This window comes from Terrihabitans rhizophilus (assembly GCF_033898525.1).
Classification (GTDB): Bacteria; Pseudomonadota; Alphaproteobacteria; order Rhizobiales; family Methylopilaceae; genus Flaviflagellibacter; species Flaviflagellibacter rhizophilus.
In genome coordinates, this window is record NZ_JAXAFJ010000002.1 from 567,301 (window position 1) to 589,968 (window position 22,668).

26 protein-coding genes and 1 tRNA gene are annotated in these 22,668 nt (G+C 65.8%); 14 read left to right on the forward strand and 13 right to left on the reverse strand.

The genetic code is table 11. The annotated features are described in order from the left end of the window. Positions 1-2 precede the first annotated feature (2 nt). Genes ureC through SCD90_RS06320 form a run of 8 tightly spaced genes read left to right on the forward strand, consistent with a single transcriptional unit; the run spans position 3 to position 5,599 of the window. Positions 3-1,712 carry an urease subunit alpha gene (ureC, locus tag SCD90_RS06285; RefSeq protein ID WP_425265645.1) on the forward strand — a complete coding sequence of 570 codons (1,710 nt, stop codon included), beginning with the start codon at positions 3-5 and terminating at the stop codon, positions 1,710-1,712. A gap of 56 nt (positions 1,713-1,768) precedes the next feature. After that, a complete protein-coding gene (locus tag SCD90_RS06290; RefSeq protein ID WP_319843773.1) occupies positions 1,769-2,308 on the forward strand; it encodes a Dps family protein in 540 nt (179 codons plus the stop codon). A gap of 2 nt (positions 2,309-2,310) precedes the next feature. Next, entirely contained in the window at positions 2,311-2,814 is a 504-nt protein-coding gene (locus tag SCD90_RS06295; RefSeq protein ID WP_319843774.1) for a DUF6314 family protein, read from the forward strand. Beyond that, positions 2,811-3,365: an urease accessory protein UreE gene (locus SCD90_RS06300; protein ID WP_319843775.1), complete on the forward strand. Its 555-nt coding sequence runs from the start codon at positions 2,811-2,813 to the stop codon at positions 3,363-3,365. Before SCD90_RS06295 ends, SCD90_RS06300 begins: the two co-directional genes overlap by 4 nt. 12 nt (positions 3,366-3,377) lie before the next feature. Continuing rightward, complete coding sequence (locus SCD90_RS06305) at positions 3,378-4,046, forward strand: urease accessory protein UreF (RefSeq protein WP_319843776.1); 669 nt, start codon at positions 3,378-3,380, stop codon at positions 4,044-4,046. Next, positions 4,043-4,666, forward strand: coding sequence for an urease accessory protein UreG (ureG, locus tag SCD90_RS06310; protein ID WP_319843777.1), 624 nt, complete (start codon positions 4,043-4,045; stop codon positions 4,664-4,666). The genes SCD90_RS06305 and ureG overlap by 4 nt, the downstream gene beginning before the upstream one ends. A gap of 20 nt (positions 4,667-4,686) precedes the next feature. Then, complete coding sequence (locus SCD90_RS06315; RefSeq protein ID WP_319843778.1) at positions 4,687-5,265, forward strand: HupE/UreJ family protein; 579 nt, start codon at positions 4,687-4,689, stop codon at positions 5,263-5,265. Between the two features lie 49 nt (positions 5,266-5,314). Next, on the forward strand, positions 5,315-5,599 hold the full coding sequence (locus tag SCD90_RS06320) for a hypothetical protein (RefSeq protein WP_319843779.1): 285 nt from the start codon (positions 5,315-5,317) through the stop codon (positions 5,597-5,599). A gap of 3 nt (positions 5,600-5,602) precedes the next feature. Here SCD90_RS06320 and SCD90_RS06325 read toward each other — a convergent pair whose 3' ends face one another. The 6 genes from SCD90_RS06325 to SCD90_RS06350 all read right to left on the reverse strand — a co-directional run bounded on the left by SCD90_RS06325 (position 5,603) and on the right by SCD90_RS06350 (position 9,741). Further along, on the reverse strand, positions 5,603-5,869 hold the full coding sequence (locus SCD90_RS06325) for a hypothetical protein (RefSeq protein WP_319843780.1): 267 nt from the start codon (positions 5,867-5,869) through the stop codon (positions 5,603-5,605). Positions 5,870-5,917: 48 nt separating this feature from the next. Further along, a complete protein-coding gene (locus SCD90_RS06330) occupies positions 5,918-6,904 on the reverse strand; it encodes a TIGR03885 family FMN-dependent LLM class oxidoreductase (protein ID WP_319843851.1) in 987 nt (328 codons plus the stop codon). A gap of 5 nt (positions 6,905-6,909) precedes the next feature. Next, complete coding sequence (locus SCD90_RS06335) at positions 6,910-7,122, reverse strand: hypervirulence associated TUDOR domain-containing protein (RefSeq protein WP_319843781.1); 213 nt, start codon at positions 7,120-7,122, stop codon at positions 6,910-6,912. 54 nt (positions 7,123-7,176) lie between these two features. Further along, positions 7,177-8,166 (reverse strand): acrylyl-CoA reductase (NADPH), encoded by a 990-nt coding sequence (gene acuI / locus SCD90_RS06340; protein ID WP_319843782.1) that lies wholly within the window; start codon positions 8,164-8,166, stop codon positions 7,177-7,179. Positions 8,167-8,318: 152 nt separating this feature from the next. Further along, complete coding sequence (locus SCD90_RS06345; RefSeq protein ID WP_319843783.1) at positions 8,319-9,599, reverse strand: DUF2254 domain-containing protein; 1,281 nt, start codon at positions 9,597-9,599, stop codon at positions 8,319-8,321. Between the two features lie 66 nt (positions 9,600-9,665). Then, positions 9,666-9,741, reverse strand: a tRNA-Ile gene (locus SCD90_RS06350). A 424-nt stretch (positions 9,742-10,165) separates the two neighbouring features. Between SCD90_RS06350 and SCD90_RS06355 the strand changes: the two genes are divergently transcribed. The 4 genes from SCD90_RS06355 to SCD90_RS06370 all read left to right on the forward strand — a co-directional run bounded on the left by SCD90_RS06355 (position 10,166) and on the right by SCD90_RS06370 (position 12,945). Beyond that, positions 10,166-10,906 carry an SIMPL domain-containing protein gene (locus SCD90_RS06355; RefSeq protein WP_319843784.1) on the forward strand — a complete coding sequence of 247 codons (741 nt, stop codon included), beginning with the start codon at positions 10,166-10,168 and terminating at the stop codon, positions 10,904-10,906. A 52-nt stretch (positions 10,907-10,958) separates the two neighbouring features. After that, positions 10,959-12,068 carry an ATP-dependent DNA helicase gene (locus tag SCD90_RS06360; protein WP_319843785.1) on the forward strand — a complete coding sequence of 370 codons (1,110 nt, stop codon included), beginning with the start codon at positions 10,959-10,961 and terminating at the stop codon, positions 12,066-12,068. A 125-nt stretch (positions 12,069-12,193) separates the two neighbouring features. Beyond that, positions 12,194-12,628, forward strand: a complete 435-nt coding sequence (locus tag SCD90_RS06365; protein WP_319843786.1) for a hypothetical protein — start codon at positions 12,194-12,196, stop codon at positions 12,626-12,628. 104 nt (positions 12,629-12,732) lie between these two features. Then, complete coding sequence (locus SCD90_RS06370; protein ID WP_319843787.1) at positions 12,733-12,945, forward strand: hypothetical protein; 213 nt, start codon at positions 12,733-12,735, stop codon at positions 12,943-12,945. Between the two features lie 101 nt (positions 12,946-13,046). On the opposite strand, the gene SCD90_RS06375 is transcribed toward SCD90_RS06370, so the two are convergent. The 4 genes from SCD90_RS06375 to SCD90_RS06390 all read right to left on the reverse strand — a co-directional run bounded on the left by SCD90_RS06375 (position 13,047) and on the right by SCD90_RS06390 (position 17,677). Continuing rightward, complete coding sequence (locus SCD90_RS06375; RefSeq protein ID WP_319843788.1) at positions 13,047-14,258, reverse strand: NAD-dependent formate dehydrogenase; 1,212 nt, start codon at positions 14,256-14,258, stop codon at positions 13,047-13,049. 173 nt (positions 14,259-14,431) lie between these two features. After that, positions 14,432-15,346, reverse strand: coding sequence for a LysR family transcriptional regulator (locus tag SCD90_RS06380; RefSeq protein WP_319843789.1), 915 nt, complete (start codon positions 15,344-15,346; stop codon positions 14,432-14,434). A gap of 69 nt (positions 15,347-15,415) precedes the next feature. After that, positions 15,416-16,756, reverse strand: a complete 1,341-nt coding sequence (locus SCD90_RS06385; RefSeq protein WP_319843790.1) for a YncE family protein — start codon at positions 16,754-16,756, stop codon at positions 15,416-15,418. Positions 16,757-16,870: 114 nt separating this feature from the next. Next, a complete protein-coding gene (locus SCD90_RS06390) occupies positions 16,871-17,677 on the reverse strand; it encodes a TrmH family RNA methyltransferase (RefSeq protein WP_319843791.1) in 807 nt (268 codons plus the stop codon). Positions 17,678-17,753: 76 nt separating this feature from the next. Between SCD90_RS06390 and SCD90_RS06395 the strand changes: the two genes are divergently transcribed. Together SCD90_RS06395 and SCD90_RS06400 are read left to right on the forward strand one after the other, a co-directional pair. Beyond that, the gene (locus SCD90_RS06395; RefSeq protein WP_319843792.1) at positions 17,754-18,740 is read left to right on the forward strand and encodes a L,D-transpeptidase family protein; all 987 of its coding nucleotides are present in this window, start codon (positions 17,754-17,756) and stop codon (positions 18,738-18,740) included. 68 nt (positions 18,741-18,808) lie between these two features. Beyond that, entirely contained in the window at positions 18,809-19,396 is a 588-nt protein-coding gene (locus tag SCD90_RS06400) for a Clp protease/crotonase-like domain-containing protein (RefSeq protein WP_319843793.1), read from the forward strand. A 4-nt stretch (positions 19,397-19,400) separates the two neighbouring features. Here the strand turns inward: SCD90_RS06400 and SCD90_RS06405 are convergent, their stop codons facing one another. From SCD90_RS06405 to rpoD, 3 genes are all read right to left on the reverse strand, one after another. After that, a complete protein-coding gene (locus SCD90_RS06405; protein ID WP_319843794.1) occupies positions 19,401-20,030 on the reverse strand; it encodes an SGNH/GDSL hydrolase family protein in 630 nt (209 codons plus the stop codon). A gap of 177 nt (positions 20,031-20,207) precedes the next feature. Next, positions 20,208-20,411: a hypothetical protein gene (locus SCD90_RS06410; protein WP_319843795.1), complete on the reverse strand. Its 204-nt coding sequence runs from the start codon at positions 20,409-20,411 to the stop codon at positions 20,208-20,210. A gap of 141 nt (positions 20,412-20,552) precedes the next feature. Next, complete coding sequence (rpoD, locus tag SCD90_RS06415; RefSeq protein ID WP_319843796.1) at positions 20,553-22,547, reverse strand: RNA polymerase sigma factor RpoD; 1,995 nt, start codon at positions 22,545-22,547, stop codon at positions 20,553-20,555. Between the last annotated feature and the right edge of the window lie 121 nt (positions 22,548-22,668).

Consider the following 22,668-nt stretch of genomic DNA (forward strand, 5'->3'; position numbering starts at 1 on the left):
TCATGGCCACTCTCTCCCGCGCCGCCTATGCGGACATGTTCGGCCCCACCACCGGCGACAAGGTCCGCCTCGCCGACACCACACTGGAAATCGAGATCGAGCGCGATTTCACCACCTATGGCGAGGAGGTGAAGTTCGGCGGCGGCAAGGTCATCCGCGACGGCATGGGCCAGAGCCAGGTCACCAATGCCGCCGGCGCCATGGACACCGTCATCACCAACGCCGTGATCCTTGATCACTGGGGTGTGGTGAAGGCCGATGTCGGCCTTCGAAACGGCCGCATCGCCGCCATCGGCAAGGCCGGCAATCCGGACGTGCAGCCGGGCGTGGACATCATCATCGGACCGGGCACGGAGATCATCGCCGGCGAGGGCAAGATCCTCACCGCCGGCGGGTTCGACACCCACATCCACTTCATCTGCCCGCAGCAGATCGAGGAGGCGCTGATGTCCGGCGTCACCTCCATGCTGGGCGGCGGCACCGGCCCGGCCACCGGCACCTTCGCCACCACCTGCACGCCCGGCCCGTGGCACCTCGCCCGCATGATCGAGGCCGCCGACAGCTTCCCCATGAATCTCGGCTTCGCCGGCAAGGGCAATGCCTCGCTGCCCGGCGCGCTGGAGGAGATGGTTCTGGCCGGCGCCTGCGCGCTGAAGCTGCACGAGGACTGGGGCACCACCCCCGCCGCCATCGACTGCTGCCTCTCGGTGGCGGACGAGCACGACGTGCAGGTGATGATCCATTCCGACACGCTGAACGAATCGGGCTTCGTCGAGGACACCATCGCCGCCTTCAAGGGCCGCACAATCCACGCCTTCCACACCGAGGGTGCGGGCGGCGGCCATGCGCCGGACATCATGAAGGTGGCGGGGCTCCCGAACGTCCTGCCCTCCTCCACCAACCCTACGCGTCCCTTCACGGTGAACACGCTGGACGAGCACCTCGACATGCTGATGGTCTGCCATCACCTGTCGCCGTCCATCCCCGAGGATCTGGCCTTCGCGGAAAGCCGCATCCGCAAGGAAACGATTGCGGCGGAGGACATCCTCCACGACATCGGCGCGCTTTCCATGATGTCGTCCGACAGCCAGGCCATGGGCCGCGTCGGAGAGGTCATCATCCGCACCTGGCAGACCGCCGACAAGATGAAGCAGCAGCGCGGCCGCCTGCCCGGCGAGACGGGCAGCAACGACAATCTGCGCGCCCGCCGCTACATCGCGAAATACACCATCAACCCCGCCATCGCGCACGGCGTCTCCGCGCATATCGGCTCCATCGAGCCGGGCAAGCTGGCCGATCTCGTCCTTTGGACGCCGGCCTTCTTCGGCGTGAAGCCGGACCTCATCATCAAGGGCGGCGCCATCGCGGCGGCTCCGATGGGCGATCCCAATGCCTCCATTCCGACGCCGCAGCCCGTGCATTACCGGCCGATGTTCGGCAGCTATGGGCGGGCGGCGCAGTCGACCTCCCTCACCTTCGTCTCGAAATCGGCACTGCAGAACGGCCTGCGCGAGCGGCTTGGATCGGTGAAGCAGTTCGTGGCCGTGGACAACACACGCTCGGGCATCGGCAAGAAGAGCATGATCCTGAATGACGCCACGCCCGACATCGAAATCGATCCCGAGACCTACGACGTCCGTGCCGATGGCGAACTGCTGGTCTGCGAACCGGCGGAGCGGCTGCCCATGGCGCAGCGCTACTTCATGTTCTGAAAAAATCCATCCTTCGGGACATTCCCCGAAACACACACTTAGTCCGGAGCATCATCATGGCTCGTAATCCATCATCCGGGGCCGGCAAGGCAAAGGCCCCGCCTCTCGCAACCCCCACCGACATGTCCGACGATGCCGTTGCCGCCATCTCGGGCGCCATCAACCCGGTGATAGCCGACACCTTCGTGCTGTACCTGAAGACGAAGAACTTCCACTGGCACATGAGCGGCAAGCACTTCCGCGACTACCACCTCATGCTCGACGAGCAGGCCGAGGCGATCTACGCCACCATCGACCCGCTGGCCGAGCGCGTCCGCAAGCTGGGAGCGCCGACGGTTCACTCCTATGGAGAGATCCTGAAGCTCGCCACGCTCACCGAGAGCGAGGAGCCGTTCCTGGCACCGCAGCAGATGTTCGAGCAGCTGATGGCTGACAACAAATCCGTCATCCAGTCCATGCGCGAGGCGCACGAGGTCTGCGACGAGAAGGGGGACGTCGCCACCGCGAGCCTGCTGGAAAACTTCATCGACGATGCCGAGCGGCGGCTGTGGTTCCTCTTCGAGACCAACCAGATCCGTGGCGACAACGCCTCCTGACGATGACGGAAGGGCGCGCGGCTGAGATGGTTCCCGCAGGGGATGGTGCATCCGTCCCCACCCCTGCGGCCTTGCTCGCGCGCCTCATCGGCACCTGGACCATCGAGCGAAGCATCTCGCCCGATGGGAGCTTTCGCGGCGCGGCCACCTTCGTCCAGCGGGCAGACGGCGATCTCGGCTATTCGGAACAGGGAGAACTGGTGCTGCCCACGGGCCGCTTCGCAGCGGAGCGGCGCTACCGGTTCGAGCCCCACGAGACCGGCTTCACGGTCCACTTCGTGGACACCGCGCCGCGCCTTTTCCACCGCGTCGAACTGCGTCGAATGCCGGATGGCGCATGGACGGGCGAAGCTCCACACCCCTGCGGTAACGACCTCTACGTCACGGCCTACTGCTTCGCGCCGGACGGCACGTTCACCATCATCAACCGCGTCAGCGGGCCGAATAAGGACTACGTTGTGACCAGCGCCTACACCCGCACCGGATCACAAAGGATCGCCGCATGAACCGCGCCACCCAGATCGTCCGCAAGCTGGCCGTGAAGCCCGACCGCGTTGCCGACACCATCACGCTCGACCATCAGGCCCGCCACCGCCGCCGCATGTCCATGACGGCGGATCGCGGCACCGAGTTCCTGCTCGATCTCGGGCAGGCCACGGTGCTGGAGGACGGCGACGCCCTGAAGCTGGACGACGAGCGCCTCGTTCAGGTCGTCGCGGCGGAAGAAGATCTCATCGAGATCACCACCTCGAACCCGCTGCGGCTGATGAAGCTGGCCTGGCATCTCGGCAACCGCCACGTACCGGCCGAGATCACCGCCGACGCGCTCTACATCGCGCCCGACCACGTGCTGGTGGAGATGGTGCGCGGCCTGGGCGGCAAGGCCGAGCCGGTCCGCCGTGCCTTCCGGCCCGAGCGCGGCGCCTATCACGAGCACCCGGAGCCCCCGCGCGACGTGCTGCACGTCCACGGGCATGGTCATGACCACGCCGAGGTGCACGAGCATCACGAGCATGAGCACGGCGCGGGATGCGGCTGCGGCCACACGCATGGCTGACGCGGACAGCGCATGAGGCACCTCCCCCTCCTTGCCTGGCTCTCCCCCTCCTTCCCGGTGGGAGCCTATGCCTATTCCCACGGCCTGGAATGGGCGGTGGAGGATGGCGACATCCGCGACGAGGCGTCCCTGCTCATCTGGCTTGAGGACACTCTGGCCCATGGGGCCGGGCGCAACGACACCATCCTGCTCGCCTGCGCCCATCGTGCGGCAACCACCGGAGACGCGGAGGCACTCGCCGGAATCAACGAACTGGCGCTCGCGCTCGCCCCATCGGCCGAACTCTTTCTGGAGACCGCGCAGCAGGGCCGCAGCTTCCTCGACGCCGTCCTCGCCGCATGGCCGCAGCCGGACCTCGCAGCGTTGGCGGAGCCGGTGGACCGGGTCGCCTACCCGGTAGCCCTCGGAATGGCCGCCGCCGCGCACCGCATCAGCCTGGCCGACGCCGCACCGGCATTTTTGCTGGCCTTCGCGCAGAACCTCGTCTCCGCCGCCATCCGCTCCGCGCCCATTGGCCAGACGGCGGGCATGCGCACCATCACGGCGCTGATGCCGCTCATCCGGCGCATTGCGGACGAAGCTCAAACCGCCAATCTCGACGATCTCGGCTCCTGCCTTCTGCGCGCCGATCTCGGCTCCTTCCAGCACGAAACCCAATATACGAGGCTGTTCCGCTCATGAGTTCCCCCAACGGTCCCCTGCGCGTCGGCATCGGCGGCCCTGTCGGCTCCGGCAAGACGGCGCTGATGGAAGCGCTCTGCAAAGCCTTCCGCGACCGCTACGACATCTGCGCCATCACCAACGACATCTACACCAAGGAAGACGCCCGCCTGCTGACGGTGGCCGGCGCGCTGCCGGTGGAGCGAATCATGGGCGTGGAGACCGGCGGCTGTCCGCACACGGCCATCCGCGAGGATGCCAGCATCAATCTCGCAGCAGTGGCCGACATGCGCCGCAAGTTCCCGGCGCTGGACGTGGTGCTGATCGAGAGCGGCGGCGACAACCTCGCAGCCACCTTCTCCCCGGAACTGGCCGACATCACGATCTATGTCATCGATGTGGCCGGCGGAGAGAAGATCCCGCGCAAGGGTGGGCCCGGCATCACCCGCTCGGACCTTCTGGTCGTCAACAAGATCGACCTCGCACCCTATGTCGGTGCCGATCTCGGCATCATGGAAGAGGACACGAAACGGATGCGCGGCCAGCGCCCATATGTGTTCGCCAATATTCGCGGCGGTGTCGGAGTGGAAGAGGTCGCCGCCTTCATCATCCGCGCCGGCGGCCTCGCCGCCGCAGCCTGACACATCCGGGGGGTACCATCATGCAGATCACGACATCACGAAGCTTCGCGCTGGCCGCCGCCGCCTCGCTCGCCGCAACGCCTGCCTTCGCGCACACCGGCGCGGGTGACGCGCACGGCTTCATCCACGGTCTGGCTCATCCCATCGGAGGGATGGATCACGTTCTGGCCATGGTTGCGGTCGGCCTGTTCGCCTGCCTCCTCGGTGGACGCGCCCTGTGGGCGGTGCCGCTGGCGTTCGTTGGCATGATGCTGGTCGGCGGCGCGCTCGGCATGGCCGGCGTGGAACTGCCGGCTGTGGAACTCGGCATCACCGCGTCCATCATCGTCATCGGCGGGGTGACCGCGTTCGGCGGATCGCTGCCGCTTGCGGCTGCCATGGCTTTGGTCGGCTTCTTGGCCATCTTCCACGGCCATGCGCATGGCGCGGAAATGCCGCTCGGCGCGGGTGCGTTCGACTATAGCGCCGGCTTCGCGTTTGGTACGGCCCTGCTCCACGCCCTCGGTCTGGGCATTGGCCTCGCGGTTCGCAGCGCAAGGGTCGTGCGGATGGCCGGCGCAGCCACTGCGGTTATTGGCGCGGTTCTTCTCGTCGCCTGAGACAATTGGGGGCTGGCGGCCCAGGCCGCCGCCCCCTAAGTCAGCGCCGATGCACTACAAGAACCTCAACACCGCACAGCGCCGGGCGCTGGATCGCTTCGTGCGCTCGCACGACTTCGAGTCCCCGGCCAGTCACTGGCCGGAGATCAACAGCGAAGCCATCAAAGCGCTGGTGGTTGCCAAACTTCTGGAAGAGCGCGGACGTGACGATGCCGGCGAGCGGCTTTACCGCGTCACCGACAAGGGCACTGCCGTTCATGACGAGATGTGGAAGGATGGCAAGGTACCCAGCCATCCCAACAGCGATCCGTTCGATCCGAACACTCTGGATTAGCGCTTACAGCGCGACGGACTTCGACCGAACCGGCTTCGGGGCCTTCGGCTTCGCAGCCTTTGTGGGTGCCGGCGGCGCAGCAGCCTTGGCAGCCTCCTCCTCGGCCTCGCGAGCCAGCCGCTGCTCGCGCAGCTTCGCCGTGCGGTCCGAGACGGCCTTGGTCTCGGCCTGGTACTCGGCCATGGCCTTCGCGCCTTCGCGCTCGCGGTCCTGCGCCTTCTGCACGCGCACTGCCGCGCGCTCCGCGGTTGCCTTCTTCTCTTCGTCCAACACGTAAACTCCTAACCTGCCCGGCTGCGCGCCCGGCATAGAGGCGGTTCAAGCCGCCTTGGCGTCTCGGGCCCCGAAATGAGGTAGAACCTCACGCCCGAAGACTTCGATAAATTCCGTCTGATTGCGCCCCACATTGTGGAGGTAGATCTCCGAGAATCCTAGCCGCGCATATTCCTTAATCTGCGCGACGTGCCGTTCCGGGTCTGCCGAGATGAAGACGGCCTCGTCCATGTCCTCGGGCCTCACGTCCTCGGCGGCTCGATCGAACTCCTCTGGCATGCTGAAATTGGCAGCCATTTCCGGGGTCATGATGTTGCTGCGCCATTGATCGAAGGCATTGGCGCGCGCCTCGGCTTCGGTGGCGGCATAGGACAGGTGCATCTGCAGATGCAGCGGCTTGCCCTCGCCGCCCCCCTGCCGGAATGCCTCGATCAACGCCGTCAGCTTGTCCAGCGGCTGGTTTATGACGACAAGTCCGTCCGCCCACGCGCCGCCGATCCTTGCCGTCTCCTCGCTCAAGGCCGGACAGATCAGCTTGGGCGCCTCCTCGGGCAGCGTGTACAGGCGCGCCCGGTTCGTCGGAACGGGTCCGTCCGACGTTACCGTCTCGCCGCGCCACAACGCCCTGATGATCTCGACCGCAGCCTTCAGGCGCTCGCGCTGCTCGGGCTTCGCGGGCCACGGCTCGCCGGTGATGTGTTCGTTCAAAGCCTCGCCGGTGCCGAGCGCCATCCAGCGAAACCGGCCGGGAAACATCTGCGCCAGGGTTGCGCCGGCCTGTGCCACGATGGCGGGATGGAACCGGTGGTTCATGGGAATGGCGAGCATCCCCATCGGCAGCGAGGTCGCCTGCAAGGCGGCTCCGACCCACGAATAGGCAAAGCCCGATTCGCCCTGCCGCAGGCTCCAGGGCGCGAAGTGCTCGGACGACATGGCGCAGTCGAAGCCCGCAGCTTCCGCCTCCTGCACATGGCGCAGCAGGTCGCGCGGCGTGAACTGCTCGTGAGAGGCGTGATAGCCGAGGCGCAGCATCGACATCAGCCCTTGCGCAGCTCTTCGGGCTTGTGCGCGGCTTTCGCCCCGGTCTTCTCGCTTTCCACGAGGATCTTGGGATCGTCCTTCGACGCCTTGGCCGTGTAGCTCTTGATCTTCATGGGCTTGGTGATCGTCTTGACGACATGGCCGTGGGTCTCACCCTGCGAGGTGTCCCACTTCACCTTGTCGCCGGACTTGAAGCTCTTTCCGGCCATGGTTTTTCCTTCGGGTTCGAAGGGAAACGCCCGGCAAGGTGCACACGTTCCGCGTCATCCGTTCTGTGCGATGTCCACCACGAGTCGTCCGCGCACGCGCCCGTCGAGGAGATCGCCCGCCGCGCCGATCACGTCCTCCAGACCGATGCGCCGGGTCATGGCCGCAAGCTTCGCGATATCGACATGCCGCTCGAGCATCGCCCATGCCGCCATCCGGTCCGCAATCGGGCGGTAGACGCTGTTGATGCCGGCCAGGGTCACGCCGCGAAGGATGAAGGGGGCCACGCTGGCGGGGAAGCCCATGCTTCCGGCGAGGCCGCAGGCGGCCACCACGCCATCCTGCCCCGCGCCGGCGCAGGCGTTCGCAAGCGTTTGCCCACCCACGCTGTCAATAGCGCCCGCCCAGCGCTCCCTGGCCAGCGACCGTGCCGGCACGTCCAGCTCTGCCCGGTCCATGATCTCGTCGGCACCGAGCCCACGCAGGTAATCCGCCTCCTGCACGCGGCCGGTCGAAGCGATGACGCGATAGCCGCGCGCGTGGAGCAGCATCAAAGCCACGCCCCCGACGCCGCCGCCCGCCCCCGTCACCAGCACCGGCCCCTTGGCGGGCGTCACGCCGTGGCGCTCCAGCGCCATCACTGCCAGGGCCGCGGTGTAGCCCGCGGTTCCCATCGCCATGGCGCGCATGGGCGTGAAAGCGACCGGCAGCGGGATCAGCCAGTCTCCGGAGACGCGGGAGAGCTCCGCCAGCCCGCCCCAGCGCGACTCGCCGAGGCCCCAGCCGTTCAGCACCACCTGATCGCCGGGCGAGAACCCCTTATGGCCGCTGGCCTCCACCACACCGGCGAAGTCGATCCCGGGCACCATCGGGAACTCGCGCACGACCGCCCCACGCCCGGTGATCGCCAGTGCATCCTTGTAGTTCAGCGTGGAGGCCGAGACGCGAACCAGCACATCGCCCTCCGGCAGACGCTCGTCCGGCAGGTCCCGGAGCGACACGCTTTGTTCGTCGCCACTCTTCTCGATCAGGATTGCGCGAAACATATCGACCTCTCTCGACCGGGAACCTAGCACCCGCACCCATTTGGCCAAGCCCCTGCGACCGATCCATCAGCGTGTTGCAGAAGCACGTGGGATCCAGCAGCAGCCTCGCCACCGTCCAGGGCTATGAGGGCGGATCGCCGGCCTGGCGTGAACTACGCCGATGCCCCGATCTGCTGGTTGAACATAGCCCAGCGCTCCTCTAGGTCGGCACGCGCATCGCGGTCCTGCAGCGAGCGCAATCCTTCCTCGAGAGCCAGTTCGGCGTGTTCCCGTATGCACTGCCGACGGGCGGGTTCGTCCTCGACCTCGCAGACCATCGTCAGCACCTCCAGCAGGCGGATCAGGACGAAGGCCGAGCCGCTGGCATTCTGCCTTATGATGTCGAACATCGCGTCGCAGATGCCTTGGTAGTCGCTCACGCGCTGGAGCAGGCTGACGGTGTCGCCGCGCCGGACCATGCCGGTCGGCAGATGGCGCCCGGCGATTTGGCAGAGTGTGTCCCCCAGTCGTTCCACCACGCTCGCCGCCGTGAAAGGATCGTTGGTGCCGGGCGACAATGCGCGCACGGCGATTTCCGTTAGCTGCCGGATGTAGAATTCGATGTCTTGCAGAGCGACGGGCCGAGCCCCGAAGGTCAACGCGTTCTGCAACGCCTGCTCGGCATCATCCTGCGGCGGGTGCACACGCGCCACCGAGATGCCCTTGGGCACATAGTCTCCCGGCCGCACCGTCAGGCTCACCACCACGCCGTGTTTTTCCGCCCAGTTCGCCAGGCCGTCCGCATCCACGGCAAGCAGATAGCGGTTGCCGCCGATCCGCACCGGCACGCCGCCCGGCATCTCGTCAGCCTCAGGCTCGGCCTCGTCGAGCGTCCTGGCCGTAACGGCATGGTTGAGGTCGTCATGCACGGACGAGATGACGTTCTCGACATTGATGCTGGCTGCGATGTGGTGGACGAACCAGACAAGAGTGGCGGTGCACAGAATGGCCAGGAGAATCGCGCCGGACACTGCGAGGTGGGGAACGAATGGCTGCTCCTCCACCGTGCGGACGGTGCGCAGCACGACGAGCGAATAGGCGAACGTGCCGATAAAGATGCCGAGCGCAAGCTGGTTGCGCGCATCGCGCACGAAGTTGCGCAGAAGGCGCGGGCCCATCTGCCCGGATGCCAGCGACAGCGCCGCGATGGTGATGGAGAACACCGTGCCGGCCACGCCGATGGACGAGGACGCGATGGCCCCCAGCAGCGCCCGCGCGCCCTCCGCTCCCCCGGAATAGCCCCAAGCCTGGGCGATCTCCTCGTCGAGCCCCGGGACGCTCGTCACCTGCACGGCCACCACCGCCAGCAGGATGCAGAGGGTCACCACAAGCGCCGGCCGCAGCCAGAACTGGTCGCCAAGTTCCTCGAGCCAAGCTCTTGAGCGCGCATACATGAGGGAGCTTTCCTAAGCACCGGGCGGGACTACCGGTCCGGTTGCCACGCGCGGCTGGCGTGGAACTGGTGGGCCCGGAGGGACTCGAACCCCCAACCAGACCGTTATGAGCGGTCGGCTCTAACCATTGAGCTACAGGCCCTGTCGCAAGGGACGACTCTTCTTATCCTGCGCGAACGCAGTCGTCATCTGTGTTTGCGAGCCGGCTCATGGGATGTTCCACCGCCCCGTTTCGCGTTCTCCAAGGCCGCCCGCTGCGGCATGGTTAAACTCTCGAGCAGCCACCGGAATAAGCGCGGCTGCGCCACGTTCTTCTTACATCGGCATCCTGCACATCCTTGTCGGGCTGGAGCCGCATTCTTGCTCGACCTGCGCGGGCCGCCACTCCCTCTCCCCGCTCGGAAGATGGATGGCGGCCCAAGCGTTGCCGCCGCGATGCGCTCAAGCATCCGCCTAATGGATCGGGGTCCGGTCCGCTCCGGAAATTCCCTTTTCCGGCTGCATGCCGCCTTCAAGCCGCCCGGATTGGCCGCTCTTGTGCAGCCTCCCCAAAGCTGGAGACTTCCATGCGCCACGTGCTTCTGTGCCTTGCCCTCTTCTCTGCCACGCCGGCGCTGGCCCAGCCGGCGCCTCCGCCGCCCGCGCACGGCCCGCATGGTCGTCAGCCCGCGCTGTTCTCAATCTCCGGACAGGGCACCGCATACGCGGCTCCGGATATCGCCGTCCTCACCAGCGGCGTGGTGACCGAAGCCAACACCGCCCGCGAGGCGCTGGATGCGAACACCGCCGCCATGGAGAAGCTGCTCGCCAGCCTCAAATCCTCCGGGCTGGAGGAGCGCGACATCGCCACCTCCGGCTTCTCCGTCCAGCCGCGCTACGTCTACGCCCAGAAGCCGGACGGCACGCAGGAAGCGCCGCGCATCACCGGCTACGAGGTCCGCAACACCGTGACGGTCAAGGTACGCGATCTCGCGAAGCTCGGCGGCATCCTCGACCGGGTGGTCACCGAGGGCTCCAACCAGATCGACGGGCTGGCCTTCGACATCGCGGACAAGAAGAGCGTGCTGGACGAGGCACGCCGTAAGGCCTTCGAGGACGCCAGGGCCAAGGCCGAGCTGTTCGCGCAGGCAGCCGGCGTGAAGCTCGGCCGGGTGCGCGAGCTCACCGACAATGTGGTCGCGCCCCCCATGCCGCCGCGCCCGCAGATGATGCGTGCCGAAATGGCAAAGTCGGCCGATGTGCCGGTCGCGCGCGGCGAGCAGGAGATCGAAGCGGGCGTCAACGTCATCTGGGAGATCGCTCCCTGATCCACGGCATCGCGCCGCGCGTCCGGAAGGTCTAGGATCGCGGGCGAATCCCATGCCCGCATTCACCCCCCATCAGGACGCCGCCCTCAAGGCCGCCTCGGACTGGCTCGCAGCCAAGCCCGGCCGGGGCGGCACGCCACAGGTGTTCCGCCTGTTCGGCTATGCCGGCACGGGCAAGACCACCCTCGCCCGCCATCTGGCGGAGGACATCGACGGCACGGTCAAGTACGCGGCCTTCACCGGCAAGGCCGCGCTGGTCATGCGCTCGCGCGGTTGCGAGGGCGCGTCCACGCTCCACAGCCTGATCTACAAGGCCAAGGAAAGCGACCAGGAAACCCCCAGCTTCGAGCTGTGGGACGAGGCGCCCGCCTCCCGGGCCAAGCTCATCATCGTGGACGAATGCTCCATGGTGGACGCCGATCTCGGACGCGATCTCCTCTCCTTCGACGTGCCGGTGCTGGTGCTGGGAGATCCCGCGCAGCTGCCCCCGGTGCAGGGCGGCGGCTTCTTCACCAATCAGGAGCCCGACGTGATGCTGACGGAGGTCCACCGCCAGGCCGAGGACGATCCCATCGTCCGCCTGTCCATGGACGTGCGTGCCGGCAAGTCACTGGTCCCCGGCATCTATGGCGAGACGGAAGTCGTCACCAGGCAGAACCTCGATCCTGCCCGCGTGCTGGCCGCCGAGCAGGTGCTGGTGGGCCGCAACAACACGCGCCGCGCCTACAACAAGCGCATGCGGGAGCGGCGGGGCTTCACCGAAGAGTTGCCGCAGGTCGGCGACAAGCTGGTCTGCCTCAGGAACAACCGCCGCAAGGGCCTGTTCAACGGCGGCCTGTGGAGCGTCACCGAGCGCCGCGCCTCGAAATCCAAGCTCGTCACCATGCGCATCAAGCCGGAGGACGATGCAGGTGCGCGCGAAAACAAGGTGACGGTGCGGCCCGAAAACTTCCTCGGCGGCATCGAGGACATGGCGTGGGAAGAGCGCCGCGCCTATGACGAGTTCGACTACGGCTATGTGCTGACGGTGCACAAATCCCAAGGATCCCAATGGGATGACGTGGTTCTTTTCGACGAGAGCTTCGCCTTTCAGGACAGCCGCGCCCGGTGGCTTTACACCGGCATCACGCGGGCGGCGAAGCGGCTCAGCATCGTCCTTTAGGTGCGTCGTGCATTCGCGGGCCAAAAGGCCGCTCGTTTGTGACAAAGCGATGAACTATGACTGCATCATGAACGTTGGCCCGCACCTGCGCGGGTCCACGCCCGACGATGCCAGGAGTAGATAGATTGGCCAAGAACAAGATCCCGAAGAAGATTGCCGGCTTCAAGGTCCCGAAGACTGTCCGCAAGTCGCCGGTTTTGAAAGCCTTGCTTGCAAGCGACACCGGCCGGCAGATTCTCGGCAATGCACTTCTGGCCGGCGCCAGCGCCGCTGCCGCCATCCTCGCCAACAACAACCAGGACGTGATCGGCGATGCGGGTGATACCGCCGCACGCAAGACCGTGAAGGCCGGTGCGCTGACAAAGGATGTCGTGAAGGGCGTTACCGGCGCCATGGCCGAAGTCATCGGAGACGCGGCACGTGCCGTCGTTCCGGCGCTCGGCAATGACGACAAGGATGAGAAAGAGGAGCCGAAGGCCGCAGCGGCCCCGACGCCAGTCGCCCAGAAGAGCACCACCCGGACGCCACGCGCGGGAAAGTCCCGTCCCGCACATCACTGAGCACGGTTGCGGGACCCGACGCTGACGCTCAAGCCGGAACTCCGGCGCGCAAGGCCCGACGCCCGCTGACGCAGCGCGTCGCGCTTCACGCGGCGAAGACCCTTGTGACGGATCATCCCGGCGCGGCCCTGCATGTGGCCGGCGCCGGGGCTTCCTACGCCGTCAAGTCTCTGGCGCAGGATGGTGCCGAGATCGTGCACCATGGACTTGAGGCCGTCGTCGAGAAGGTCGAGCGCCTGACGAGCTCGCTGAAGGGCGGAACTGCCGGAGAGCCCTCGGGCAAGACCGCACCTGTCGAGGACGACGAGACGAAATGAGGCGCGGGCCATGGGCCCGCGCCTCCTCTTCAAGCCCGAATGCAGCTCGTTCGGCGTGCCGGTGCGGATCGGCCAGCCGGGGCGGCATCTGGCTCGACAGATCAGGCCGCCTTGTCCTTCTTGTACTTAGCCGCCTCCTCCGAGCCGCCGGTCGCGTTCCCCTTGGAGTAGGAATGCGCCCCGACGCCGGCCAACGCGCCGTCCTGCACGATCAGGTATTCGTCCCGGATCGGACGCCCCTCGAAATAGCATTCCAGGATCTCACGCGTGCCGGCGGCATAGCGCGCCTGCGCCGAGAGCGAGGTGCCGGACATATGCGGCGTCATGCCCTCATTGGGCATGGTGCGCCACGGATGGTCGTTCGGCGCGGGCTGCGGGAACCACACATCGCCCGCATATCCCGCAAGCTGTCCGGATTCGGTGGCCCGCACGATGGCGTCGCGGTCGCACAGCTTTCCGCGTGCCGTGTTGACGATGTAGGCGCCGCGCCTGAACAGCTTCAGCGTCTCGTCATTGATCATGTGCTCCGTCTCGGGATTCAGCGGGCAGTTCAGGGTCACCACATCGCAATGCGGGTACATGTCCTCGCGCGTCGCATGCCAGGTCAGATTGAGTTCCTTCTCCACGGCCTCCGGCAGGCGGTGCCGGTCGGTGTAGTGCAGCTTCACGTCGAACGGCGCGAGACGGCGCAGGACAGCCAGGCCGATGCGGCCGGCGGCCACGGTGCCGACATGCATGCCCTCCAGGTCGTAGGACTGCTTCACGGCGTCGGCGATGTTCCAGCCGCCGGCGCGGACGATGTCGTGCGCGGGGATGTAATTGCGCACGAGGCCGAGGATCATCATCACCACATGCTCGGCCACCGAGATGGAGTTGCAGAAGGTGACCTCCGCGACGGTGACGTTACGCTCCATCGCAGCCTGAAGGTCGACATGGTCGGAGCCGATGCCGGCGGTCAGCGCCAGTTTCAGCTTCGGCGCCTTGGCAATGCGCTCGGCCGTCAGATAGGCCGGCCAGAACGGCTGCGAGATCACGATCTCCGCATCCGCAAGGTGCTTCTCAAGCTCGGACTCCGGGCCGTCCTTGGAGGACGTCACCACCAGTTGGTGGCCGAGGCCCTCGAGATATTTGCGCAGGCCCAACTCGCCGGATACCGAGCCCAGCATCTCACCGGGCGTGAAGTCGATGGCCTTCGGAGTGGGCGCGGTCTGCCCGTCCGAATAGACCTTTATCTCCGGGATGCTGTCGCGAGCATATTTGGGCGGAAAACCGGTTTCCGGATCGTCGTAAAGAACAGCAACTACTTTGGCCATGGCTCAGGCCTCCCAGTTGTACGGTCCAGTTTGGAACAAGAACATCTTCAATGTGCCCTTGGACTTTCTGGTCGCATGCTTCCGCGTTGTGCGTCGGCTTCTGGAAGTCAGCCTGTTCTTATTATTTTGGTCCTTCAAACTGATAGTTTTTGTCGTTTGATAGAAGGGGCCAATCAAGCCGCGAACAGGCTCTGCAGGCTTTTCGTCACCTCCGCCGAGGCCGCAGTTGCAAGCAGCGCCCGCGCAAGAGGCTGAAGCGGCTCTCGTTCGGCAACGACGAGGCCGATCTTGTGGGCCGCAGCCGGCGCCGTCATCGGCCGGCAAACAAGCCCGCTCGCTCCGTCCAGCATGCCCAGATAGGTGTGCGGCACCACCGTGGACCATCGCCCACGGCGCAGATGCGCCATCAGGGTCAGCGTCGAATTGGTCTCGAACACGGGCCGCACCACGGCGCCGGCCTCGCGGAAGTGCATGTCGAGAATGCGCCGGTTCTGCATATCCGAGGTCAGCAGCCCCAGCGGCAGGCCGGCGGCCTCTTCCCAGCTTGCCTCATCAGCGCCGTCGAATGCGCCACCGGCCGGCGTCACCAGCACGTAGCGCTCCTCGTACAAGGGCACCGTGCGCACCCGCGCCAGCGGCTCATTGTCCAGATAGGTGACCCCGGCATCCAGTTCGAAGGCGTCGAGGCCGCGCTGGATATCGGCTGAACTCATCGACAGCACAGCCGTCGCGGTTCGCGGGTGCCGCTCCGCAAAGGGCTCCGTCAGCAGGTGCATCAAGGGCAGCGCGGTGGGGATGACGCCGATCTGCAGCCGGCCGAAAAGCCCCTCGCGCAGGCTGCCGAGTTCCTGCGTCAGTCCCTCGTAATCGGCCAGCACGCGCTGCGCCCAGCCGAGCACGCGCTCGCCTTCCGCGGTGAAACCGATGAAGCGGTGCCCGCGCTCCACCAGCAGCACGCCCAGCACCTCCTCAATCTGCTTGATGCCGGCGGAGAGCGTTGGCTGCGTCACATGGCAAGCCGCGGCGGCGCGGGCGAAGTGCCGCTCACGATGCAGCGCGCAGAGATATTCGAGATGGCGGATAAGCATGGCGGCACCGGTGAAGCGCCGCCACTCTTTGTCATGACCGCCGGGGGCGCAACCCCGCGCGGTTTCGGCCTATTTCGCGGTGCCGGTGAAGCCGCCGATCAGGTAGCTCTCGTTACCGATCTCGGTCACGCGCCCCTTCACCTCGAAGGTTTCGGCATCCAGCACCCACACCACGCCGGTGTTTGGCTTGCTCTTCGGCGCGCCGGAGATCGCCATGTACTTGCCGTCCGAGGAGAACGCGATGCCGCGCGGCCGCGACGGTTCGCCGTTCGGCGTCTCCAGCTTCACATGCTTCACCAGCGCCTTCTCGCCTGCGACAGCCTTCCTGGCGTCGTAGATGGTCAGGTTGTTGGAGCGGAAGTTCGTGGAGACGATGTGCGTGCTGTCCGGCGTGAAGGCGGCGGCGAAGGGACGTGTCGCCTCGCCCTCATTGTCGGTGCCGGAGAGCAGGCGGTTGATCTCGCCCTTCGAAGGCTCGGCCACGGCCTTCTCCACATCGATGACGGAGATGGTGTTGCCTTCCTTGCCATCGCGTGCGTCCTCACGCGAGGCGTGGACCACGTATTTGCCGTCGGGGCTGGTGGAGATGCCGAAGCCGCCCGTCTGCATGGGGATGCGGCCGATCTCGGCGGTCTCGTCGCCGGCGAGCGCCTTGGGCAGGCTGATGACGGACACGTCGTTGGTGCCGCCGTTCGCGGTGAAGATCACGCCGCCCGCCAGCGGGCTGATGGTCACGCCATTGGTGTCGGCATAGCAGCCGAACGCCGGATCGGGCGCCTTGTGCGGGATCGTGGCCGGCGGACAGTCGGGCTTGCCGTAGGCCTGCGGGATGCGGTGCACCACCTCCATCTTGGCCAGATCCACGATGTTGATGTGGCGTCCGCCGTCCTCGTTGCCCTTGTCCTCGGCATGAGCCAGCGCACCGTGCTTGCCGTCCGGAGCCAGCGCGAAGCCGGTCGCACCGAAGCCCTTGGAATCGATGTACCCCTCGACCGCTCCAACCGTGCCGTCGTTCGCTCTCATCAGCGCCTTGTCGAGGTTCACCACCGTGACAGAGCCCGGCCAGCCATGCTGGAAGCTTCCGGCCTCCTCGGGCGTGGACTTGCCGGAATGGTTGACCACATAGGCCCGCCGCCCCTTGTCATCCACGGTGATGATGATGGGCTGGCCGCTCGCAATGGTGTCGGCCTTGCCGGTGCCCTTGGCATCGATGTCCGGCGTAACGCGAATGCGGCTGAAGACGGCGTTCGGCGTGCCGTCGTTCTTCGGGTCGATGGCCTGCTTGAGGTCGATCACGATGGCGGTGTTGTCCCAGCGGCCGGTGGCCAGGAAGTAATCGTCCGCCCATGCACTTCCCGTGCAGGCAAGCGCCGCCGTGGCTGACCATGTCAGCATCTTGATGGTCTTCATGTTTCTCTCCCCAACGCCGCCCGTTGGCCGGACTGGCTTGCAGCCGAACTGGGTTCGGCATCACCCATTTGAATTATGAATTCAGATAAAGCGCAAGCGGCAATCGGCGGGTTGCTAGGCGATTGCCTCGGCAAGATGATGCAGCACGATGCCGCTGGAGGTCGCGACGTTCAGGCTGTCGAAACCAGCCGACATCTGAATTCGCACGCCTGCGCAGCGCGCCATGATCTCAGCCGGCAGGCCGGGCCCTTCCGCTCCGAACAGCACCGCCGTGCGCGCGGGCCGCCGCACTTGGGCGAGCGCCAGCGTCCCGGAGGGCGTCAGCGCGAACGAGGTGAACCCCGCAGCCTCAAGCACGTCGAGCGCATCCTCGCCCGCCCCCAGCCGCGCGAACGGCACCTGCAGCGCCGCGCCGACGGAAACGCGTATGGCCTTGCGGTACAGCGGATCGCAACTCGTGGTATCGAGCAGCACGGCATCCACGCCGAACGCCGCCGCGTTGCGGAACAGGCCTCCCACATTGTCGTGGTTGGCGATGCCGACCAGCACCATCACCAGCGCCCGGGCGGGCAAGCCGGCCAGCAGGTCCGCCGCCGCGACCCCCGGCGCCCGCGCACCGAGCCCGAGTATCCCGCGATGCATGGGGAAGCCGGCGATGGCGTCCATCACCGCCTGCCCGGCTGCATAGACCGGCACGTCGGCGGGCACCCGTTCGAGGAGATCGGCCAGCCCGCCGATCCGCTTCTCCGCGATCAGCAGCGAAAGCGGCCTGTGCCCTGACGAATCCAGCAAGCCGCGCAGCACCACCTCGCCCTCGGCGATGAACAGCCCCTCACGTCCCACGAGATCACGCTCCCGCACATCGCGGTACGGCGCTACGCGCGGATCCTCGGCGTCGCTGATGTTGATGATCTCGGGCATGTTTTTCACGTCAGGGAGATGGGGCACGCAACCGAGGGAGGATTCGCGTGTTGTCCCCGGTCATTGGAGTGGGAAGATGAAGCAGGTTTGCATCGGCACGGCAGTTCTCCTCGTTCTGTCCACGCCGGCCTTTGCGGCATCGCTGGACGCCGAGAGCGTCAACAAGGCCGTCATAGAAAAAGCCGCCGGCAAGGAAGACCGCGCCGCCGCGATGAAGGCCCAGATCCTGCTCGACCGCCAGCGTTATTCGCCCGGCGTCATCGATGGCCATTTCGGCGACGCCACCGAGATCGCGCTCCGCGCCTTCCAGAAGGACAACGGCCTGAAAGAAACCGGCAAGCTCGACAAGGACAGTTGGGACAAGCTCTCCGAAGCCGCCGAAGGCGAGGTGCTGACGCGCTACACCATCACGGCCGACGATCTCAAGGGTCCCTTCGTCGAGAAGATCCCCGAGGACATCGAGGAGATGGGAAAGCTCGACAGCCTCGCCTATAGCGGCCCCACCGAGGCCTTGTCCGAGCGCTTCCACATGGACGAGGACGCCTTGAAGGCCCTGAACCCGAAGGCTGATTTCAGCAAGGAAGGCACCGAGATCGTCGTCGCCGCCGTCGAGCCGGAGAACGCTGAGAAGCCCGACAAGGAGAACGTCGAACGGATCGTGGTCGACAAATCCGAGCGCACGCTCCGCGTCCTCGCCAAGGACGGCGCGCTGATCGCGCTCTACCCCGCCTCCATCGGCAGCAAGGAAAACCCCGCGCCCGACGGCGAGGTGAAGGTCACGAGCGTCGCGGACAAGCCGACCTGGACCTACAGCCCCGATCTCAAGCTCGAAGGAAAGAAGGACCGACCCGACAAGAAGGTCGTGGTACCTGCCGGCCCGAACAATCCTGTAGGCGTCACCTGGATCGACCTCGACAAGGAGCATTTCGGGCTCCACGGCTCGCCCGAGCCGGAGAAGGTCGGCAAGGCGATGTCGAGCGGCTGCGTGCGGCTGACGAACTGGGACATCACGGAGCTGGCCGGCATGGTGAAGAAGGGCCTGCCGGTGGTCTTCGAGGACTGATCGTCCGTCCGTTTCGGCACCAAGTGGAGCGCGCGTGAACCGGACCCTGTCCTGCGGCTTTATCAAGCATGCAGGACATTTCGCCTCGCCCAGCCCCAGATCCCGGCGTCGATCCCGCGACGCTGAAGCCGAACATCCGCCTCTTCGGCAGCGTCGACGAGGCCATGCTCGCCAAGGTGCTCGACGGCATCTCCGCCCTTCCCACGGATGAGCCGCTGGTGATGGATCTTACGACCATGGGCGGCGATGCCGATATCGGGCGCCGCATCGCCCTGGAAGTTCGGATCGTGCAGGACAGTGGACGTCCTGCCTACTTCCTCGGGAAGTCCAGCGTGTTCTCGGCGGGCGTCACCATCATGGGTGCCTTCCCGGCAAGCAGCCGGTTCCTGGATCGGGACTGCGTGCTGCTGATCCATGAACGGCGCATCGAAAAGCAGATCGCATTCAGCGGCCCACTCAGGTCGAACCTGCAGATGGCCCACGAATTCATCGCGCAACTGGAGTCCGGCATTGCACTGCAGGAGGTCGGGTTCCGGGAGCTGATCAGGGGTACGAACCTCTCGATGGAGGAACTGCGCAGCCGGGTTTCCACGACCAACTGGTATGTGCCCGCCGCAGAGGCGCTGGAACTCGGCTTGGTAGCCGGCTTGTTCTGACGGGCTACCTGATCAGCACCTGCGAGCCCGCGAGCGGGAGACCGGCCGCATAAGACGCGATGGCCGCGGCCATCTTCTCCCCGCCCCGGCTGGATGGCTCGATCGCATTCGCAAAATCCGCGTCCTCGCTGCAGACAAGCCGCAGGTCCAGCACGTCCACCCCGTGGGCAAAGGCTTCGCGCAGGATCACGTCATTGATGAAGGACAGCGCCGTGGTGCTGAGCTGCCGTTGCAGCGGCTCCGAAAAGCGCGGATCGTAGATGGTGGCAACCAGCACGGGCAGCCCCGTGTCCTTCAGTGCCGCCAACATGGCGCGATAGTCGCGGCGGAAGCCGTCGCGAATGTCGGCGATGCGCGTCAATATCTCGGCCACCAAGCCTGCACGTGCCTGCAGCAGACTTGATTCCCGCAGCGCGTCGTTGCCTCCGGTGCTGACCACGAGGTGAGTGGCATCGTCGGGCAATCGCGTCAGTTGGTCCAGCACGCCTGCCGTCACGGCACCGTCTCGCGCGAGAAGCGTGGCCGTTCCGCTCCCGGCGAGCGTGCGCCTCAGTTGCGCCACCACGTCGGGGTCGGAGCCGACATAGGCCGCATTGTCGAAAACAGAATCTCCGAGCAGCACGACATTGGACATCCCGGGCACCGCTTTGGCAGGAAGGAACAGGCTGGCCGACATTGCTGCCCCGAGGAATATCCGCCGCGTCAGATCAGCAGAACACAGAGCTGGCTCCATGTTGTTCTAAGTCAGAATTCGGCTGCCTGTTCCCCGCTGTCCGCTATCGCTCCTCGTGGGAGATTTCGGATGCCTTGCCTAAGCGGAACGCCTGTCGGCAGCGACTTCGCCCGGCTTCTGCCTGGTCGTGAAAGCGGCAGCTTGCTGCTGCGCCTCGCGCGCCGCCTCGTTGAGCAGATTGGACAAGACGTCCATATCCGCCGCTGCGGCCATCTTCGACAGTTCCCCGGTCATGCTTGCAATGAAGTCAGCGACATCGAGCGGCTTGGGCCCCGTCCTCATTATTCAGTCCTCCATGGTCAGAGGCGGATACACGTCTGAGGTACGTATGGATGCACAGGCTGCAACTTTTTTCATCGGACCAAAGGCCAACGAAAAAGCCCGGCACATGGCCGGGCTTTGGTCTCCGCGGGGTCAGCGGGATCAGTTGTCGAGGAAGCTCCGCAGCTTCCGCGAGCGGCTCGGGTGCTTCAGCTTGCGCAGCGCCTTCGCTTCAATCTGGCGGATGCGCTCGCGGGTCACCGAGAACTGCTGTCCGACCTCTTCCAGCGTGTGATCGGTGTTCATGCCGATGCCGAACCGCATGCGCAGCACGCGCTCCTCGCGCGGCGTGAGCGTCGCCAGCACGCGGGTCGTGGTCTCGCGCAGGTTCGACTGGATCGCGGCATCGATGGGCAGGATCGCGTTCTTGTCCTCGATGAAGTCACCGAGATGCGAATCCTCCTCGTCGCCGATCGGCGTTTCGAGGGAGATCGGCTCCTTCGCGATCTTCAGGACCTTGCGCACCTTCTCCAGCGGCATGGCCAGCTTCTCGGCCAGCTCTTCCGGAGTCGGCTCGCGGCCGATCTCGTGCAGCATCTGGCGCGATGTGCGGACGATCTTGTTGATCGTCTCGATCATGTGCACCGGAATGCGGATCGTGCGCGCCTGGTCGGCGATCGAGCGGGTGATGGCCTGCCGGATCCACCATGTGGCGTAGGTCGAGAACTTGTAGCCGCGGCGGTACTCGAACTTATCGACCGCCTTCATCAGGCCGATATTGCCCTCCTGGATCAGGTCCAGGAACTGAAGGCCGCGGTTCGTGTACTTCTTGGCGATGGAGATCACGAGGCGCAGGTTCGCCTCCACCATCTCCTTCTTGGCCTGACGGGCTTCGCGCTCGCCCTTCTGGACCATGTGGACGATCTTGCGGAATTCGCCGATCTCGAGGCCCGTCTCGGCCGCGAGCGTCTGGATCTCGCCGCGCAGGTCCTTCACGCCGTCCTTGTCGTTGGCGATGAAGTCCTTCCAGCCACGGCTGCCGAGCTTGCCGACACGGCGGATCCAATTCGGATCGAGCTCGGACCCCTGATGCTCGCGCATGAAATCCAGCCGGTCGACGCCATAGCTGTCGGCCATGCGGAACAGGCGGCCCTCAAGCGAAACGAGCCTTTTGTTGATGTCGTACAGTTGCTCGACCAGCGCCTCGATGCGGTTCTGGTTGAGCGAGAGGGACTTCACGTCGACGACGATCTGGTCCTTCAGCGTCTTGTACTTGCGCTCCTGCGCCGGCGTCAGGCGCGCGTTCAGCATGCGCTGCTCGACGTTCTGGTCCTGCAGGCGGCGCAGCTTCTTGTAGTTCTCGGCGATGCTGTCGAAGGTCTCGACGACCTTCGGCTTCAGCTCGGCTTCCATCGCGGCGAGCGAGGGATTGCCCTCCTCGTCCTCGTCGTCGGCGTCCAGCGCAGGCGCCGCCGCTTCCGGCAGTGCGTCTTCGCCTTCACCCTCGGCAGGAGCCGGGATGGCCTTGCCCTCGGGCCCCACATAGGTGGCTTCGAGGTCGATGATGTCGCGCAGGAGGATCTTGGCTTCCGCCAGTTCATCGCGCCAGATGATGATGGCCTGGAAGGTCAGCGGGCTTTCGCAAAGCCCTGCGATCATCGCCTCGCGGCCGGCCTCGATGCGCTTGGCGATGGCGATCTCGCCCTCGCGGGACAAGAGCTCCACCGACCCCATCTCGCGCAGGTACATGCGCACGGGGTCGTCGGTGCGGTCGGTCGGTTCCTTGGCGGTGGTGGTCGCGACCGCACGCGACGAGGAGGAGGTCTCGGCAACTTCGGTGCCGGTGTCCTCGTCGTCTTCCTCGTCGGTCTGACGCCGGTCGGCGGCACCCTCTTCGGTCTCGGCTTCCTCGGACTCGATGACGTTGATGCCCATGTCGTTGAGCATCGCCATGATGTCCTCGATCTGCTCCGGGGACGTGGAGTCGGAAGGAAGCACCTCGTTCAGCTCGTCGAACGTCACATAGCCGCGCTTCTTCGCGGCCTTGATCATGCGGCGTACGGACTGGTCGTTCAGATCGAGAACCGCACCATCGGGGGCATCTGCCGCCGGGGTTTCTGCGGCTTCTTCCTTCGTCGCGGCCTTGTTAGCTGCCATGTCTTCTTGTCTCTCGCCCGCCGGGAGGAACACGGGCATTCATTGGTCGTTCAGGAACATATAGCGCAAATGGCCGCATCGACCATCCAGCGAATCGCTCACGCATAATGGCAAGCGACGC

Bases quoted from the DNA above. Each gene is read 5' to 3' on its own strand.
- ureC (WP_425265645.1), top strand. From the start codon at position 3: ATGGCCACTCTCTCCCGCGCCGCCTATGCGGACATGTTCGGCCCCACC.
- SCD90_RS06290 (WP_319843773.1), top strand. From the start codon at position 1,769: ATGGCTCGTAATCCATCATCCGGGGCCGGCAAGGCAAAGGCCCCGCCT.
- SCD90_RS06295 (WP_319843774.1), top strand. From the start codon at position 2,311: ATGACGGAAGGGCGCGCGGCTGAGATGGTTCCCGCAGGGGATGGTGCA.
- SCD90_RS06300 (WP_319843775.1), top strand. From the start codon at position 2,811: ATGAACCGCGCCACCCAGATCGTCCGCAAGCTGGCCGTGAAGCCCGAC.
- SCD90_RS06305 (WP_319843776.1), top strand. From the start codon at position 3,378: ATGAGGCACCTCCCCCTCCTTGCCTGGCTCTCCCCCTCCTTCCCGGTG.
- ureG (WP_319843777.1), top strand. From the start codon at position 4,043: ATGAGTTCCCCCAACGGTCCCCTGCGCGTCGGCATCGGCGGCCCTGTC.
- SCD90_RS06315 (WP_319843778.1), top strand. From the start codon at position 4,687: ATGCAGATCACGACATCACGAAGCTTCGCGCTGGCCGCCGCCGCCTCG.
- SCD90_RS06320 (WP_319843779.1), top strand. From the start codon at position 5,315: ATGCACTACAAGAACCTCAACACCGCACAGCGCCGGGCGCTGGATCGC.
- SCD90_RS06330 (WP_319843851.1), bottom strand. From the start codon at position 6,904: ATGCTGCGCCTCGGCTATCACGCCTCTCACGAGCAGTTCACGCCGCGC.
- SCD90_RS06335 (WP_319843781.1), bottom strand. From the start codon at position 7,122: ATGGCCGGAAAGAGCTTCAAGTCCGGCGACAAGGTGAAGTGGGACACC.
- acuI (WP_319843782.1), bottom strand. From the start codon at position 8,166: ATGTTTCGCGCAATCCTGATCGAGAAGAGTGGCGACGAACAAAGCGTG.
- SCD90_RS06345 (WP_319843783.1), bottom strand. From the start codon at position 9,599: ATGTATGCGCGCTCAAGAGCTTGGCTCGAGGAACTTGGCGACCAGTTC.
- SCD90_RS06355 (WP_319843784.1), top strand. From the start codon at position 10,166: ATGCGCCACGTGCTTCTGTGCCTTGCCCTCTTCTCTGCCACGCCGGCG.
- SCD90_RS06360 (WP_319843785.1), top strand. From the start codon at position 10,959: ATGCCCGCATTCACCCCCCATCAGGACGCCGCCCTCAAGGCCGCCTCG.
- SCD90_RS06375 (WP_319843788.1), bottom strand. From the start codon at position 14,258: ATGGCCAAAGTAGTTGCTGTTCTTTACGACGATCCGGAAACCGGTTTT.
- SCD90_RS06380 (WP_319843789.1), bottom strand. From the start codon at position 15,346: ATGCTTATCCGCCATCTCGAATATCTCTGCGCGCTGCATCGTGAGCGG.
- SCD90_RS06385 (WP_319843790.1), bottom strand. From the start codon at position 16,756: ATGAAGACCATCAAGATGCTGACATGGTCAGCCACGGCGGCGCTTGCC.
- SCD90_RS06390 (WP_319843791.1), bottom strand. From the start codon at position 17,677: ATGCCCGAGATCATCAACATCAGCGACGCCGAGGATCCGCGCGTAGCG.
- SCD90_RS06395 (WP_319843792.1), top strand. From the start codon at position 17,754: ATGAAGCAGGTTTGCATCGGCACGGCAGTTCTCCTCGTTCTGTCCACG.
- SCD90_RS06400 (WP_319843793.1), top strand. From the start codon at position 18,809: ATGCAGGACATTTCGCCTCGCCCAGCCCCAGATCCCGGCGTCGATCCC.
- SCD90_RS06405 (WP_319843794.1), bottom strand. From the start codon at position 20,030: ATGTCCAATGTCGTGCTGCTCGGAGATTCTGTTTTCGACAATGCGGCC.
- SCD90_RS06410 (WP_319843795.1), bottom strand. From the start codon at position 20,411: ATGAGGACGGGGCCCAAGCCGCTCGATGTCGCTGACTTCATTGCAAGC.
- rpoD (WP_319843796.1), bottom strand. From the start codon at position 22,547: ATGGCAGCTAACAAGGCCGCGACGAAGGAAGAAGCCGCAGAAACCCCG.